The sequence below is a fragment of the Pseudochelatococcus lubricantis genome, assembly GCF_042432495.1.
GTDB classification, from domain to species: Bacteria; Pseudomonadota; Alphaproteobacteria; order Rhizobiales; family Beijerinckiaceae; genus Pseudochelatococcus; species Pseudochelatococcus lubricantis.
Map to the genome: position 1 here is coordinate 159,337 of NZ_JBHLXC010000012.1, position 14,279 is coordinate 173,615.

Below are 14,279 nucleotides of genomic sequence, written 5' to 3' on the forward strand. Positions count from 1 at the left end.
GTGAGGAAGGAGCTTCGATATGGAACAGGACAAGCAGGACGCCGCCGCCACCGGTGCCGACACCCGCAGCAAGTCGCGGCGGCGCGGCTGGATTGCCGCCGGCGGCCTGGCGGTGCTCGCGATCGGCGCGGCCACGGCGGTGACCGCCGGCGGCCTCGGCTGCTTCGGAAGTGCCGGCGGCCACCCGGGCGGCCCCTTTGGCGGGGGCGGCATCGAGCGGGCGCTCGACACCGTCGACGCCACGGCCGAGCAGGAAAAGCGGATCTGGGCGATCGTCGATGCGACCCGCGCTGAATTGCGGCCGCTGGCGCGCGAGTTCCGGGACACGCGCGGGACGGTTGCGGAGCTGCTCGGCAGCGGCACGATCGACCGCGCGGCTGTCGAGACGCTGCGCGCCGAGCGTATCAAGGCCATCGACGAAGCATCGAAGAAGCTGACCGCCGCCGTTCTCGACGCCGCCGAGGTACTGACGCCGGAACAGCGGGCCACGCTGACGAAACGCTTTCAGGAAAGCGGCTTCGGTGAGCGCGGTTTCGGGGATCGCGGACCGCGCCGCTGATGCGTTGAACCGGAAAACGGGCACCGGTTTCCGCATGAATTCGATGCGTTGACAAATGGATAGAGCTGCGGCGCAATTCGTGTTTTATATCCGCAGTTCCACAATGTACAAAGCAGCGCGGCGCAACAGGGTATCCGGAGCATGGCGGAAGAGGTGCTGATCATCGATGATGACACGCGGCTTTCCGCCATGCTTTCCGACTACCTTTCCGCCAGCGGCTTCTCCGTGCGCGAAGCCGCAACCGCACGGGCCGGGCTTGCCGAACTCGCCCGCCGGGCGCCCGATGCGGTGATCCTCGACGTGATGCTGCCCGATCTCGACGGGTTCGAGACCTGCCGGCGCCTGCGCGCCGTCTCCGACGTGCCGGTGCTGATGCTGACCGCGAGGGGCGACGAGACAGACCGCATCGTCGGGCTGGAGATCGGTGCCGACGATTATCTTCCCAAGCCGTTCAACCCGCGCGAACTGCTCGCGCGTCTCAGGGCGATCCTGCGCCGCAGGGGCAGCCCGAGGGCCGTCGATGACGTGATGCGCTTCGGCCGGCTGGAGATCGACCCCGGCTCACGGATCGCCCGGCTCGACGGGCGGGATTGCGCGATGACGGGGCACCAGTTCGATCTGCTGGTCGCGCTTGCACAACACGCCGGCCGGATATTGTCGCGCGAGCAGCTGATGGATCTGGTCAAGGGCGTGGAGGCCGATGCTTTCGACCGCTCCATCGACGTCCACATATCGCGTATCCGCGCCGCGATCGAGGACGATCCCCGCCACCCGCGCCGCATCGTCACTGTACGCGGGGCGGGCTATGTGTTCGCGCGCCGGCAGGATGAGGATGTGTGAGGCGAAATTCCATGCGCGGCAGTCTGTTTCTCAAGATATACCTCACCCTTCTGGCCAGCCTCGTCGTCGTGGCGCTCGCGGGCGCAGCATTCCTGCAGGCGAGCCGCGACGACGAGGATCGCGGCTTCTACGGCCGGCGCGACGCCATGCTGTCCGCCTTGCTGCCGGCCGATGCCGACCCGGCCAAAACGCGCTTCGTTCTGGAGCGGCTGGCCGAGGCATTCGATGCCGACATCGCCGTTTACGAGCCGGACGGGCGGTTGAGCATGGCGGCCGGCAATCCGCTTCCGCCCGCGCCGCCCGGCGACGCGCGCCGGCATCAGCACGGCAACCCGTGGCGCAATTTTTCCGTCCGCCTGCCCGACGGCCGCGTGGTTGCAGGACATTTCGGCGCGCCTCCGGGCTTCCTGCCGAGCAGCCCGCTCATCCTGCTGGCGCTGGTGGCCGGGGCCACAGGGCTTGCGGCCTGGCCCGCCGTGCGGGGGCTCACCCGCCGGCTGGAGCGCTTGCGCCGCGGCGTCGAGGAATGGGGCGAAGGGGACCTGACACGCCGCGTGCCCGTACAAGGCCGCGACGAGGTGGCCGCACTGGCCGGAAGCTTCAACCTCGCCGCCGAGAAGATCGAGAAGCTGGTCGAGGCGCACCGCATCCTGCTCGCCAACGCCAGCCATGAGCTGCGTTCGCCGCTCGCGCGCCTGAGAATGGCGCTCGACCTCTACGAGGCCGCGCCAAGCAGTGAGCGCAAGCGCGAAATCGTTCGCAATCTCTCAGAACTCGATGCGCTGGTCGACGAGATATTGCTGGCGAGCCGCCTGGAACATGGCGATCCCTCCGGGCTGTTGTCGGAGAGCGTCGACCTGCTGGCGCTGGCGGCGGAAGAAGGCGCGCGCCAGAACGTGGCTGTCTCGGGCGAGCCCGCCACGGTCACCGGCGATCACCGCCTGCTGTCGCGCCTCGTGCGCAATCTCGTCCAGAACGCCATCCGCCACGGTGGACCGCCCGTCATCGTCGAGGTGCGGCGCCGCAACGGGATGGTCGAGCTGGGCGTGCGCGACCACGGACCCGGCATACCGGAAGCCGAACGCGAGAGGATATTCGAGCCCTTCTACCGGCCCGCCGGCCATGGCGAGGCAGCGGGCGGCTGGGGAATCGGGCTCGCTCTCGTGCGCAAGATCGCCGACCGCCACGGCGCGAGCGTACGCCTCGAAACGCCGGATGACGGCGGCACCCGGATCGTCGTCACCTTCCCGGTCGAGCGCACGGCCTGACGAAGCGCTCGCTCCGGGAACGCCGGAAGCGGCAGTCCAAACAGTGCATTAAAATTATTTCGAATTTTTAATTGCAATTTATCGCAATTATTATTAGATGGCGTTCAGCGGGGCAAGCCCCCGATGCTTTGAGAAAACGCCGATGAGACTTGTCAGGATCAACGAACGGCTCGCCGTCAGCGAGCAGATCAGCCCCCGGAATATCGCGCCGCTGGCGCGCGCCGGCTACACGGCGATCATCAACAACCGGCCGGACCGCGAGGCTCTCCTCCAGCCCGGCGCGGATGCCATCGCCGCAGCCGCCTCCCGGGAAGGGCTCGCCTGCATCCACCTGCCGGTGACCGGGCCCGACATCACCGAGGAGACGGTTCGCGCCTTCCAGCAGGCGCTTGCCGCGAGCAGCGGGCCGGTCCTCGCCTTTTGCCGCACGGGCGCGCGCTCCTTGATCCTGTGGGCCATCGGCGAGGTTCTCGACGGCCGCATGCGCAAGGAGGACCTCATCCCCTTCGGCGCCGAACGCGGCTTCGACCTTTCCCGCGCGGTCGACTGGCTCACGGCTCACGGTCGTTAGCTCCGGGGAGCGCTCCGCGGTTCTTTGAACTCAGCGCGCACCGACAACAGACTGACGAAAAGGAGATGCTCATGAAACCTGAAGTCACCGGCTTTTTCGACCCCCGCACGTGGTCGATCCAGTATGTCGTCGCCGATCCGGAAACGAAGAAATGCGCCATCGTCGATCCCGTCTACGATTTCGACGAAAGCTCCGGCCAGACGGCCTCGATGAACGCCGACCGCATCCTCGCCTTCGTCCGGGAGAAGGGCTATGCGGTCGAGTGGATTCTCGACACCCACCCGCATGCCGACCACTTCTCGGCCGCCGCCTACCTCAAGGAAAAGACCGGCGCGCCGACCGCCATCGGCGAGAGGGTCACGCAGGTGCAGAAGCTCTGGAAGGGCTTCTACAACTGGCCGGACTTCCCGGCCGACGGTTCGCAGTGGGACAGGCTCTTCGCCGACGGTGACACCTTCCGGGTCGGCAACATCGAGGCGCGGGTAATGTTCTCGCCCGGCCACACGCTTGCGTCGATCACCTATGTCATCGGCGACGCCGCCTTCGTTCACGACACGCTGTTCATGCCCGACAGCGGCACCGCACGGGCCGACTTTCCCGGCGGCGATGCAAAGGTGCTGTGGAAGTCCATTCAGGCGATCCTCTCGCTGCCGGACGCGACGCGCATCTTCACCGGCCACGACTACCAGCCGGGCGGTCGCGAACCGCAATGGGAATCGACGGTGGCCGAGCAGAAGGCGAAGAACATCCACATGGCGCGATACAGGACGGAGCAGGACTTCGCCACCGCACGCGAGGCGCGCGACAGGACGTTGCCGATGCCGAAGCTGATCCTGCATTCGCTGCAGATCAACACCAACGGCGGGCGCCTGCCCGCGCCGGAAGCAAACGGACGGCGCTACCTGAAAATTCCGCTCGACCTGCTGACCGGCGCCGCGTGGGAATGATGCCGGACAGGCCCACGCAGGTAACTTGCGAGACTGAACGATGACACAATTCACTCCCCTCGCCTCCCTTGCCGGCGGCGCGCTGATCGGCCTTGCCGCCGTGCTTCTCATGGCCTTTCATGGCCGCATCGCCGGGCTTTCAGGTATTCTGGCCGGCCTCCTGCCGCCGTGGGCAGGCGGCTGGGGCTGGCGCGCCGCTTTCCTCGCAGGCGCGATCGCCGCGCCGGCGCTGATCGTGGCCTATGCGGGCGATGCCGCCGTTTCGTTCGACAGCGCCGTTCCCGCACCGTGGCTCATCGGCGGCGGGCTGATCGTGGGAATCGGCGTGCAGCTTGGATCGGGGTGCAGTTCCGGGCACGGCGTCTGCGGCCTCGCGCGGCTATCGCGGCGTTCGATTGCGGCCACGCTCATCTTCATGGCGACGACCGCCGCCACCGTCTTCGTCATCCGCCACGTCCTGGGAGGCTTTTGATGGCCCGCCTTCTCGCCGCGCTCGCCGCCGGCCTCGTTTTCGGAACCGGGATTGCCGTCTCGGGCATGATCAATCCTGCGAAGGTGCTGAACTTCTTTGATTTTGCCGGCACCTGGGACCCGTCGCTGGCGTTCGTGATGGGCGGTGCGCTGGCTGTCACGGCGCTCGGCTACCGTCTTGTGCTGAAGCGTCCGCGGCCGCTGCTCGACGACGGCTTCCACCTGCCGACAAACCGCAAGCTCGATTGGCCGCTGCTGTCCGGCGCCGCCCTGTTCGGCGTGGGCTGGGGCATCGCCGGGTTCTGCCCGGGCGGCTCCATCCCGGCGCTGGGCCTCGGCGAAGCGAGCGCCTTCATCTTCGTCGCGTCGATGCTGGCCGGGATCGCCCTCTCCCGCTTCACGCGCAGCGCCTTCGCCGGCACGGCGCAATCGCGCGCCGCCTGAGCGCCGAGACGAGGAAGGATAGCGCAGGCATGGCTGCGGGACCCGGACGCTTCTTGCCCATTCTCGAATGGGGCAGGACCTATGACCGAGCGACGCTGACGAGCGACCTCGTGGCCGCCGTCATCGTCACGATCATGCTGATCCCGCAATCGCTGGCCTATGCGATGCTGGCCGGCCTGCCGCCGGAAGTCGGCCTCTATGCCTCGATCCTGCCGCTCATCGCCTATGCGCTGTTCGGCACCAGCCGGACACTGGCGGTCGGGCCGGTCGCCGTCGTCTCGCTGATGACGGCCTCCGCCGTCGGCGAGGTCGCCGCGCAAGGCACGGTGGACTACGCGGCGGCGGCGGTCGCGCTGGCGTTGCTGTCCGGCGCGATGCTGGTGCTGATGGGATTTTTCCGGCTGGGCTTTCTCGCCAGTTTTCTCAGCCACCCGGTCATTTCCGGCTTCATCACCGCATCGGGCCTGCTGATCGCGGCAAGCCAACTCAAGCATATCCTCGGCGTTCAGGCCAGCGGCGACACGCTGTCCGCCATCGCGGTATCGCTCGCCGGAAACATCGCGGAGACCAGTCTCCCCACCCTGGCCATCGGGCTCGCCGTGCTGGCGTTCCTCCAGTTCGCGCGCACCCGGCTCCGGCCATTGCTCGTTGGCGCGGGACTGGCGGGACGCCCGGCGGACCTGGTCACGAAAGCGGCGCCGATTCTCGCGGTCGCCGCGACGATCCTGCTCGCATATAGCCTCGACCTCGGCGCGAGAGGCGTGGCGCTCGTGGGGGCAATTCCGCAGGGAATGCCCGCGCCGTCCTTCCCGCAAGTGTCCGTCGACACGCTCGCCGCACTGGCGATGCCAGCCTTCCTCATCAGCGTCATCGGCTTCGTCGAGTCCGTCTCGGTCGCACAGACGCTGGCGGCGAAACGGCGCCAGCGCATCGTGCCGGATCAGGAACTTATCGGGCTCGGCGCCGCCAACATCGCCGCCGGCCTGTCCTCGGGTTATCCCGTCACGGGCGGCTTCGCCCGTTCCGTCGTGAACTTCGACGCAGGCGCCGAAACACCCGCCGCCGGCGTCTTCACGGCGATCGGCATCGCGCTCGCCGCCCTGTTCCTGACGCCGCTGCTCGCCAGCCTGCCGCAGGCGACCCTGGCCGCCACGATCATCATCGCCGTGCTCTCGCTCGTGGATTTCAGGGCCGTGCGCGACGTCTTCGCCTATTCGAAGGCCGATTTCGCGGCGATGGCGGCAACGATCCTCGTCACGCTGCTGCGGGGCGTCGAGGCGGGCGTCGCCGCCGGTGTCGGCCTGTCGCTCGCCCTTCACCTCTATCGCACGAGCAGGCCGCACATGGCGGTGGTCGGGCAGGTGCCGGGCACCGAGCACTTCCGCAATGTCGAACGCCATCACGTCGCGACGGAGCCGCGCCTCCTGTCGATCCGCGTGGACGAGAGCCTCTATTTCGCCAACAGCCGCTATCTGGAGGACAGGATCGCGGCGCTCGTGGCCGGGCGGCCGGACATCCGGCACGTTATCCTGATGTGCTCCGCCGTGAATGCGATCGATGCCAGCGCGCTGGACAGCCTGAAGGAGATCAATCGCCGGCTGCGGGATGCGGGCATCGCCTTCCACCTGTCCGAGGTGAAGGGCCCGGTCATGGACCGCCTCAAGCGGACAGACTTCCTCACCGAACTGACCGGCCGCGTTTTCCTCAGCCAACACGAGGCCGTCTGCGCACTGCGCGGTTGCTGACGAAACAGGTTTCGCGCACGTTCGTCCAACCTTAAGGCTGCCTTAAGGCGCCGGAAGAATGACGATCCGGCAAGGCGGGAGCGCGGGATGCGGATATTGATCGTGGAGGACGATGCATTGCTGAGGGACGGGCTGAAGGTCGGCCTGTCGCTGGCCGGCTTCACAGCCGATGCGGTCGAAAGCTGCGAGGAAGCCGATGCCGCGCTCGTCGGCCATGGCTTCGATGCCCTTGTCCTCGATCTCATGCTGCCGGATGGTTCCGGGCTCGCCATTCTGAAGGCGCTGCGCGAGCGCCGCGACGACACGCCTGTGCTGCTGCTGACGGCGCGCGACAGCGTTGCCGACCGTGTTGCCGGACTCGACACCGGCGCCGACGATTATCTCGGCAAGCCCTTCGATCTCGACGAGCTGGCGGCCCGGCTGCGCGCCCTGATCCGCCGCGCGGAGGGACGCTCCCGGGCCGTTCTCGAATGGGAGCGACTGAAGCTCGACCCCTCCTCCCGGACCGTCGAAAAGGACGGCGTGCCGATCCGCCTGTCGCGACGGGAATTCTCGATCCTGCGCGCCCTCATGAGCCATCCCGGTGCCATCCTGTCCAAGAACCGGCTGGAGGACCAGCTTTACGGCTGGCAGGAGGAGGTCGAGAGCAACGCCATCGAGGTCCACATCCATCATCTGCGCAGCAAGCTCGGCACGGAGCTGATCCAGACGGTGCGCGGCGTCGGCTACCGGCTGGGAGGAGAGCCCTGATGCGCTCCATCGGCACGCGCCTTTTCGTCATCCTCGGCATTACCACCGGCCTCGTCTGGCTCTCGGCGGTGGCGTGGATCTTCGTGAGCACGCGCGCGGAGATCGAGCACGTGCTGGACGCCCGCCTCATGGAAGCGGGCCGCATGGTCAATTCCCTTATCGTCAGCCAGGAGATCGACGTCGCGCGGGCGCAGGGGCTGAAACCGCCGTTTCCGGCACGGGTGCCGGCGGGCTATGACCGGCAGCTGTCGTGTCAGATTTGGTCGTTGCAGGGGGTTCTGATCGGCCGCTCGGAAGGCGCTCCCGAAAAGAAGCTGTCGGAGCACCGCGACGGCTTTTCGCAGACCGTCATCGACGGTGAGACGTGGCGCGTGTTCGCGGTCGAGAACGCCGCGCTCGGCGTGCGGGTGCTGGTGGGCGACAACCTCAGGATCCGCGACCGGCTGGTCAACGACGTCATCCGGGGCCTGCTGCTCCCGACCCTGCTGATCCTGCCGGCCCTCGCCGGCCTGATCTGGTTCAGCATCCGGCAGGGGCTCGCGCCGCTGGACAGGATCGCGCGAAACCTCTCCGCGCGGCCGGCCTCGGACCTGAGCCCGCTCGACAGCGCGGACACGGCCCGTGAGATCGCGCCGGTCGTGCAATCCCTCAACGGCCTGTTCGCCCGTGTCGCCGGCCAACGCGAACGCGAGCGACATTTCACCGCCTTCGCGGCGCATGAGTTGCGCACGCCGCTCGCCGGTCTCAAGACACAGGCGCAGGTCGCCCTCGCGAGCGGCGATCCCGCCATCCGGGATCGGGCGCTGCGCCAGATCGCGGTCGGTGTCGACCGCACGGGACGGCTGGTCCGCCAATTGCTCGACATCTCCGCGATAGAAGCCGGCGAACGAGGCTGGACGAACGGCCCGACCAATCCGGGTGCGGAGCTGAAGGCGCTCGCGAACGAACTGCCGCACGCGGGAAAAGCCCTGTCGATCGCGGTCGCACCGGAACTGGAAAAGATGCGCGTCGCGATGGACCCGGACCTGTTCCGCCTTGCCGCCCGCAACCTGCTGGAGAACGCCATCAACCATTCGCCGCCCGGCGGAACCATCGCCTGCGGCCTCGCGATGAACGGCGCAGACACCATCATCGTCATCGAGGACGCAGGGCCGGGCATCCCGGCGGATGAGCTGGACCGGGTCAAGGAGCGCTTCTTCCGGGGGCGCAACCGCGCGCCGGTCGGCAGCGGCCTCGGCCTCGCGATCGCGGAGCTGGCCCTTGAACAGGCCGGCTGTTCGCTGTTACTGCGCAACGCGGCAGCGGGCGGGCTCGTCGCCGGAATCGCGGTGCCTGCCACCCTCGTCAGGGGTTTCGGGAAGCCGGACGCATCGCCGGTCTCAAAGCCGCCGCCCGGGTTACCGGAGGCCACGCGGGTGCCCTTAAGGTTGCCTTAAGGTCGGGAAAATGTCATCGCCGCAGCCGACGAGCGCAAGGAAGCGCCAACCAGGGAAACACCATGCGACACAACCGTGAAACCAGCGCCGCCCTCCTGCAGGGCTCGAACGTCGGCCGGCGCGCCCTGCTCTCCGGTTTCGTGCTGCTGGGCGTGACCGGCCTTTCCGCGGGGGCGAGCGGTCAGGATGCGCAGCGGGACCTGATCCTGCACGATCCCGAGGCGCCCGTGGGCGGCAATCCGGATGGCAATGTCACGATCGTGACCTTCTTCGACTACAATTGCCCGTTCTGCAAACGCTCTGTCGGACCGATGAATACGGTCGTGCGCGCGGACGGCAAGGTCCGCGTCGTCTACAAGGACTGGCCGATCCTGGCGGTGTCGTCCGTCTACGGCGCGAAGCTGGCGCTCGCGGCGAAGCGTCAGGGCAAATACCTCGAAGCCCATCACGCCCTGATGAACCTCAAGGGACGGCCATCGGAAGACGACATGCACGACGCCGTTGCCAAGGCGGGTGTCAACATGAAGCGCATGGGAGCGGATGCCCGGGCCGACAGCGGCGCCATCACGGCACTGCTTCAACGCAACAATACGCAGGCGGAGGAACTCGGCCTGCGGGGAACGCCGGCCTTCCTGATCGATCCGTTCCTCATTCCCGCCGCTCTCGACGAGGCGGGCTTCCGGCAAGTCATCTCGGACGCACGCGCCCGCGGCTGAGCGGCGCGGCATCGCACGCTGTCACGCCTCCTCCGCGGCGAGCAGCGCATGGATGGCCTCGCGCGAGGTGGCGGAACCAATCGCCGCGAGCCACGCCTGAGAGGTGGTCCAGCGGGCGATACGGGACAGCAGGTTGAGATGGGACGAGGCCTTGTGCGCGGGCACGAGGATCAGGAATACGATGCCGACGGGCAGATCGTCGACGGAATCGAATGCGATGGGTTTCCTGAGCCGGACGAACAGCATGAACGGCTCGGTGATCGTCTCGATGTTCGCATGCGGAATGGCGACGCCCTTGCCGATTCCGGTGGAGCCGAGGCTCTCGCGCTTCTGCAGGGCGGCCAGCACCGGCGCCTCCTCGATCCCCAGCCGTTTCGCGGCCAGCCCGGCCAGTTCGCGCAGGAGCTGCACCTTCGCGGGAACGGGGAGATCGATGATCACGTTTTCCGGCTTGACAATATCGGTGATTTTCATGGTTCCGCTCACGATCCGGTAATGGCGGCCTGCTCGGCCTCCCGCAACCGGTATCCTACCCCTGTTTCGGTCAGGATGTATTCGGGCTGGTCGGGGCTTCGTTCGATTTTCTGGCGAAGCTGGCGCACGTAGACCCGCAGATACTGCACGTCGGTCGAGCCGCCCCAGACCTCCTTGAGAAGATGCTGGTGCGTCAATACCTTGCCCGCATGCTGGACCAGTATGCGCAGGATGTCGTATTCCTTCGGGGACAGCTTCACCTCCCTGTCCGCGACCTTCACGATACGCTTGACGAGATCGACGGTGAGTTCGCCCGCCTGAAAGATCGGCCGTTCTCCCTGCTGCTGCAGCCTGTGACGCAGCGCGACGCGGATACGCGCCGCGAGTTCGCGCATGCCGAAGGGTTTCGTCACGTAATCGTCGGCGCCGAGTTCGAGCGCCCTGACGATTCCGGCCTCGTCGGTGCGGCTGGAAAGGATCAGGATCGGCAGGCCGAGCTGCCCGTTCCGCCACTTTTCGAGCAGATCGTGCCCCGGCATGTCGGGCAGGCCGAGATCGAGCACGATGAGGTCCGGCCTGTCCTCCACGACCCGCTCTACCGCTTCCCGCGCGTCGGCGGCCTCGATGACGGCATAGCCCTCCGTCACCAGCCCCACGCGCAGCAGCTTGCGGATCGGCGGCTCGTCGTCGACGATCAGTATCTTGATTGCGGACGTTATCATCTTCAACTTTCCGGATTGTCGGCTGCGCCCGGGACGGGCAGACGGATGGTGAAGACCGCGCCGGTGCGGTCCGTCCTGTTGCCGGCCCGGATCGTGCCGCCCATGGCCTCGACGAAGCCGCGGCAGATCGACAGGCCGAGCCCGGTGCCCGCCTGGACATGGTCCTGCTTGCGGACCCGATAGAAAGTGTCGAACACGCGCTCCAGATCCCCCTGCGGAATGCCGGGCCCCTCGTCGATGACCTGCAGCACCACATCGCCGTCGTCCCGCCATCCCCGAATGCGGATTTCCGAGGCGCGCGGCGCATATTTGGCGGCGTTGTCGAGCAGGTTGAACAGGACCTGCTCCAGCAATACCGGATCGACCTTCAGCATGGGCAGATCGGCCGGCACGTCGACCGCGACCTGCCGATCCACCAGAATTTTGGCCGTGCGGCGCAGGGCCGTGCCGATGATATCGCCGATGAAATTCAGGGAAACGTTCGGCTCCGTGGCGCCGGATTCGAGCCGCGTCATGTCGAGCAGATTGGCGATGAAGCGGTTGAGGCGGTCGGACTCGTCCACGACCGTCGACAGCAGTTCGGCCCGGGCCGTGTCCGGCAGCGATGCCGAGTAGTCACGGAGCGTCCCGGCCGCGCCCATGATGCCGGCGAGCGGCGTCTTGAGGTCGTGCGAGATCGACGTCAGCAGCGCAGAGCGCAGCCGGTCCGCCTCCGCGGCAAGCTTAGCCTTGTCGACATCGGCGACGAGTTCGATGCGCTCGATCGCCAGCGCCGTCTGATCTGCAAGGGCATCGAACAGGCGCTGCTCCTCGGGCGTCAGCAACGGCCCCTGCCTGTCATTGTCGAGGCCGACCACGCCGACCTTCGTCCGCCCCGTCTTCAGGGGCATGTAGAGACGCCTGGCGCCAGGCAGCGTGTCGGCCCCCCGGCCGGCGGGTCGATCGTGTTCCCAAGCCCATTGCGCCGCCGCGATATCGGCGTCAACGAGCGTGTCGTCCGGCGGATAGCCGGCGCGCACCGCGATCTTGCCCTCGTCCGGCAGCAGGATAACCACACGGACCTGCAGCATGGAAGCGATCTGGTAGGCCGACGCCCACAAGACATCCTCCAGCGTCCCCGCGCGGGTAAGCTTCTTCGAGAACTGGTAGAGCCCTTCCGTGGTGCGGGCTCGCCGCCGGGCCAGCGCGATCTGCCGCTGGACACGCCCGGCGAGATTGCTCGCGATGACCGCCACGCCCAGAAAGAAGCTGAAAGCGATGACGCTTTCCGGGTCGCCGATGTCGAGCGTGTAAAGCGGCTGCAGGAAGAAGAAGTTGAAGGCGAACGCGGACACGACCGAGCTGAACAGAGCCGGCCGCAGGCCCCATGTCTCCGCCGAGGCCAGCACCGCTATCAGGAAGACGAGCGCGATGTTGCGCACGTCGAGGAAGCGGAACAGCAAGGTGCCCACGCCGGTCGCGATACCCACATAGGCCAGGCTCCAGATATAGGGCGCAAGCTCGAAGCGCCGCGTCTGGGCAAGTGCTACGCCGCGCGGCGGAGCCGGTTCCTTCCCGTCCCCCGAGATGACGTGGACGCCGATGTCGCCGGCGACGCGGATCAGGTCATGCGCGATCGACCCCTCCAGCATCTCCCTCCAGCGCGGCTTGTCCGGCTTCCCGACGACGATGTGGTTGTAGTTGTTGGCCATCGCGTAGCGCAGGATCTCCTGCACGACATTCTGACCGGAGAGGGTGACGGCCTCGCCGCCGAGCCGCTCGGCAAGCCGCAGGGACGCCGCGATGCGGTCTTTATCCACCTCCCCGAGCGCGGCGGCGGCGGCATCCTCGATATAGAGCGCTGCCCAGCTGCCCCGCATCCTGTCTGCCTGCCGGCGCGCATAGCGGACCAGCGCCGCGCTGCGCGGATGCTCGTCGACGCACGCCAGCACGCGCTCTCCCGCCGCCCACGGGCCGTGGATGGCGTTGGCCTGCATGTGGCTGAGAAGCTGGTCGTCGACACGCTGCGCCGTGCGCCGCAGCGCGAGTTCCCGCAAAGCCGTGAGGTTCCCCGGCGAAAAGTAGTTCCGGATGGCGCGCCGGGCGGTCTTGGGCAGATAGACCTTGCCTTCGTTCAGCCGCTTGATGAGGTCGTCCGGGGTGATGTCGATGATCTCGATGTCGTCGGCGCGGTCGATGATCGAATCCGGCACCGTCTCGCGGACGCGGATGCGCGTGATCTGCGCCACCACGTCGTTGAGGCTCTCGACGTGCTGGATGTTCAGCGTGGTGTAGACGTCGATGCCCTTCGAGAGGATTTCCTGCACATCGAGATAGCGCTTGGGATGGCGGCTGCCCGGCGCGTCGGTGTGAGCCAGCTCGTCGACCAGCACGAGCTGCGGCCGGCGCGCGAGGATGGCGTCGATGTCCATTTCCTCAAGCGTGCGTCCGCGATAATCGACCCTCATCCGCGGAACGATCTCGAAGCCCGCGACCAGCGCCTCCGTCTCCTTGCGCCCGTGGGTCTCGACAATGCCGATGACGGCGTCCACGCCGTCGGCGATCCGGGCGCGGCCGGCGAGCAGCATCTCGTATGTCTTGCCGACGCCGGGCGCCGCCCCGAGAAAAATCTTCAGTCGCCCCTGCCCTTCCTTGCTGGCGGTTTCCAGCAACGCATCGGGTGACGGCCTGTTTTCCGTTCTCTGAAACGCTTCCGTCATCCACAGACCTTCTCGTTACGGGTGCGCCGCCGGGTTCCCTACACGGAAACCGGCGGCTGCGCTTCAGCGGGTGGCCACGTCGTCCAGCGCAAGGTTGAGCGCCAGCACATTGACAACCGGCTCGCCCAGTATGCCGAACAGCCGGTCCTCGACATGCGCGTCCACGATAGCGCGCATCTGCGCCTCGTCCATGCTGCGCGCTTTCGCGACCCGCGGCACCTGGAAATAGGCCGCTTCCGGCGAGATGTGCGGATCAAGGCCGCTGCCCGAGGCCGTCACCAGATCCATCGGCACCGGCACGCCGGCATTGGTCGCCTTCAGCGCCCCGGCATCCGCGCGAATCCGGTCGATCAGCTTCGGGCTGGTGGGGCCGAGGTTCGAGCCACCGGAAGCCGCCGCGTCATAGCCGCTGCCGGCAGCCGACGGGCGGCCATGGAAATACCTGTCGCCGGCGAAGGCCTGACCGATCAGCGCCGAGCCGATCACCGTGCCGTCCTCCTTCACGACGAGGCTGCCGTTCGCCTGACGGGGAAACAGTATCTGCGCGATGCCGGTGATGCCCAGCGGATAGGCGAGACCCGTGAGGACGGTGAAGACGACGATCATGAGGATCGCGGGGCGGATTTGTTTCAGCATG

15 protein-coding genes are annotated in these 14,279 nt (G+C 67.3%); 11 read left to right on the plus strand and 4 right to left on the minus strand.

Annotated elements, in window-relative coordinates; translation table 11 throughout:
- Nucleotides 1-19: 19 nt before the first annotated feature.
- From ACFFJ7_RS16315 to ACFFJ7_RS16365, 11 genes are all read left to right on the plus strand, one after another.
- Complete coding sequence (locus tag ACFFJ7_RS16315) at nt 20-559, plus strand: Spy/CpxP family protein refolding chaperone (RefSeq protein ID WP_377593724.1); 540 nt, start codon at nt 20-22, stop codon at nt 557-559.
- Between the two features lie 141 nt (nt 560-700).
- Nucleotides 701-1,399, plus strand: coding sequence for a response regulator (locus ACFFJ7_RS16320; RefSeq protein WP_166955549.1), 699 nt, complete (start codon nt 701-703; stop codon nt 1,397-1,399).
- Nucleotides 1,400-1,410: 11 nt separating this feature from the next.
- Nucleotides 1,411-2,667 (plus strand): HAMP domain-containing sensor histidine kinase, encoded by a 1,257-nt coding sequence (locus ACFFJ7_RS16325; protein WP_377593727.1) that lies wholly within the window; start codon nt 1,411-1,413, stop codon nt 2,665-2,667.
- A 142-nt stretch (nt 2,668-2,809) separates the two neighbouring features.
- Nucleotides 2,810-3,238: a protein tyrosine phosphatase family protein gene (locus tag ACFFJ7_RS16330; RefSeq protein WP_166955553.1), complete on the plus strand. Its 429-nt coding sequence runs from the start codon at nt 2,810-2,812 to the stop codon at nt 3,236-3,238.
- Nucleotides 3,239-3,303: 65 nt separating this feature from the next.
- Complete coding sequence (locus ACFFJ7_RS16335; protein WP_377593729.1) at nt 3,304-4,185, plus strand: MBL fold metallo-hydrolase; 882 nt, start codon at nt 3,304-3,306, stop codon at nt 4,183-4,185.
- A gap of 40 nt (nt 4,186-4,225) precedes the next feature.
- Complete coding sequence (locus tag ACFFJ7_RS16340; RefSeq protein ID WP_377593731.1) at nt 4,226-4,657, plus strand: YeeE/YedE family protein; 432 nt, start codon at nt 4,226-4,228, stop codon at nt 4,655-4,657.
- On the plus strand, nt 4,657-5,100 hold the full coding sequence (locus tag ACFFJ7_RS16345) for a DUF6691 family protein (RefSeq protein ID WP_377593733.1): 444 nt from the start codon (nt 4,657-4,659) through the stop codon (nt 5,098-5,100). The genes ACFFJ7_RS16340 and ACFFJ7_RS16345 overlap by 1 nt, the downstream gene beginning before the upstream one ends.
- Before the next feature lie 29 nt (nt 5,101-5,129).
- Complete coding sequence (locus tag ACFFJ7_RS16350; RefSeq protein WP_377593735.1) at nt 5,130-6,845, plus strand: SulP family inorganic anion transporter; 1,716 nt, start codon at nt 5,130-5,132, stop codon at nt 6,843-6,845.
- An 87-nt stretch (nt 6,846-6,932) separates the two neighbouring features.
- Nucleotides 6,933-7,595, plus strand: coding sequence for a response regulator (locus ACFFJ7_RS16355; protein ID WP_166955560.1), 663 nt, complete (start codon nt 6,933-6,935; stop codon nt 7,593-7,595).
- Nucleotides 7,595-9,031, plus strand: a complete 1,437-nt coding sequence (locus tag ACFFJ7_RS16360) for an ATP-binding protein (RefSeq protein WP_377593738.1) — start codon at nt 7,595-7,597, stop codon at nt 9,029-9,031. The genes ACFFJ7_RS16355 and ACFFJ7_RS16360 overlap by 1 nt, the downstream gene beginning before the upstream one ends.
- A gap of 62 nt (nt 9,032-9,093) precedes the next feature.
- A complete protein-coding gene (locus ACFFJ7_RS16365) occupies nt 9,094-9,747 on the plus strand; it encodes a DsbA family protein (protein WP_377593739.1) in 654 nt (217 codons plus the stop codon).
- Nucleotides 9,748-9,768: 21 nt separating this feature from the next.
- Here ACFFJ7_RS16365 and ACFFJ7_RS16370 read toward each other — a convergent pair whose 3' ends face one another.
- The 4 genes from ACFFJ7_RS16370 to kdpC all read right to left on the minus strand — a co-directional run bounded on the left by ACFFJ7_RS16370 (nt 9,769) and on the right by kdpC (nt 14,278).
- A complete protein-coding gene (locus ACFFJ7_RS16370) occupies nt 9,769-10,221 on the minus strand; it encodes a PTS sugar transporter subunit IIA (RefSeq protein WP_377593741.1) in 453 nt (150 codons plus the stop codon).
- Nucleotides 10,222-10,229: 8 nt separating this feature from the next.
- Nucleotides 10,230-10,943, minus strand: coding sequence for a response regulator transcription factor (locus ACFFJ7_RS16375; protein ID WP_377593743.1), 714 nt, complete (start codon nt 10,941-10,943; stop codon nt 10,230-10,232).
- A gap of 2 nt (nt 10,944-10,945) precedes the next feature.
- Nucleotides 10,946-13,642: a DUF4118 domain-containing protein gene (locus ACFFJ7_RS16380; protein ID WP_377593746.1), complete on the minus strand. Its 2,697-nt coding sequence runs from the start codon at nt 13,640-13,642 to the stop codon at nt 10,946-10,948.
- Nucleotides 13,643-13,705: 63 nt separating this feature from the next.
- A complete protein-coding gene (gene kdpC / locus ACFFJ7_RS16385; RefSeq protein ID WP_377593748.1) occupies nt 13,706-14,278 on the minus strand; it encodes a potassium-transporting ATPase subunit KdpC in 573 nt (190 codons plus the stop codon).
- Nucleotide 14,279 lies beyond the last annotated feature (1 nt).

Coding starts and splice junctions, on each gene's coding strand:
- ACFFJ7_RS16320 (WP_166955549.1), top strand. CDS start 701: ATGGCGGAAGAGGTGCTGATCATCGATGATGACACGCGGCTTTCCGCC.
- ACFFJ7_RS16325 (WP_377593727.1), top strand. CDS start 1,411: ATGCGCGGCAGTCTGTTTCTCAAGATATACCTCACCCTTCTGGCCAGC.
- ACFFJ7_RS16380 (WP_377593746.1), bottom strand. CDS start 13,642: ATGACGGAAGCGTTTCAGAGAACGGAAAACAGGCCGTCACCCGATGCG.
- ACFFJ7_RS16340 (WP_377593731.1), top strand. CDS start 4,226: ATGACACAATTCACTCCCCTCGCCTCCCTTGCCGGCGGCGCGCTGATC.
- ACFFJ7_RS16370 (WP_377593741.1), bottom strand. CDS start 10,221: ATGAAAATCACCGATATTGTCAAGCCGGAAAACGTGATCATCGATCTC.
- ACFFJ7_RS16345 (WP_377593733.1), top strand. CDS start 4,657: ATGGCCCGCCTTCTCGCCGCGCTCGCCGCCGGCCTCGTTTTCGGAACC.
- ACFFJ7_RS16355 (WP_166955560.1), top strand. CDS start 6,933: ATGCGGATATTGATCGTGGAGGACGATGCATTGCTGAGGGACGGGCTG.
- kdpC (WP_377593748.1), bottom strand. CDS start 14,278: ATGCTGAAACAAATCCGCCCCGCGATCCTCATGATCGTCGTCTTCACC.
- ACFFJ7_RS16330 (WP_166955553.1), top strand. CDS start 2,810: ATGAGACTTGTCAGGATCAACGAACGGCTCGCCGTCAGCGAGCAGATC.
- ACFFJ7_RS16360 (WP_377593738.1), top strand. CDS start 7,595: ATGCGCTCCATCGGCACGCGCCTTTTCGTCATCCTCGGCATTACCACC.
- ACFFJ7_RS16350 (WP_377593735.1), top strand. CDS start 5,130: ATGGCTGCGGGACCCGGACGCTTCTTGCCCATTCTCGAATGGGGCAGG.
- ACFFJ7_RS16335 (WP_377593729.1), top strand. CDS start 3,304: ATGCTCATGAAACCTGAAGTCACCGGCTTTTTCGACCCCCGCACGTGG.
- ACFFJ7_RS16315 (WP_377593724.1), top strand. CDS start 20: ATGGAACAGGACAAGCAGGACGCCGCCGCCACCGGTGCCGACACCCGC.
- ACFFJ7_RS16375 (WP_377593743.1), bottom strand. CDS start 10,943: ATGATAACGTCCGCAATCAAGATACTGATCGTCGACGACGAGCCGCCG.
- ACFFJ7_RS16365 (WP_377593739.1), top strand. CDS start 9,094: ATGCGACACAACCGTGAAACCAGCGCCGCCCTCCTGCAGGGCTCGAAC.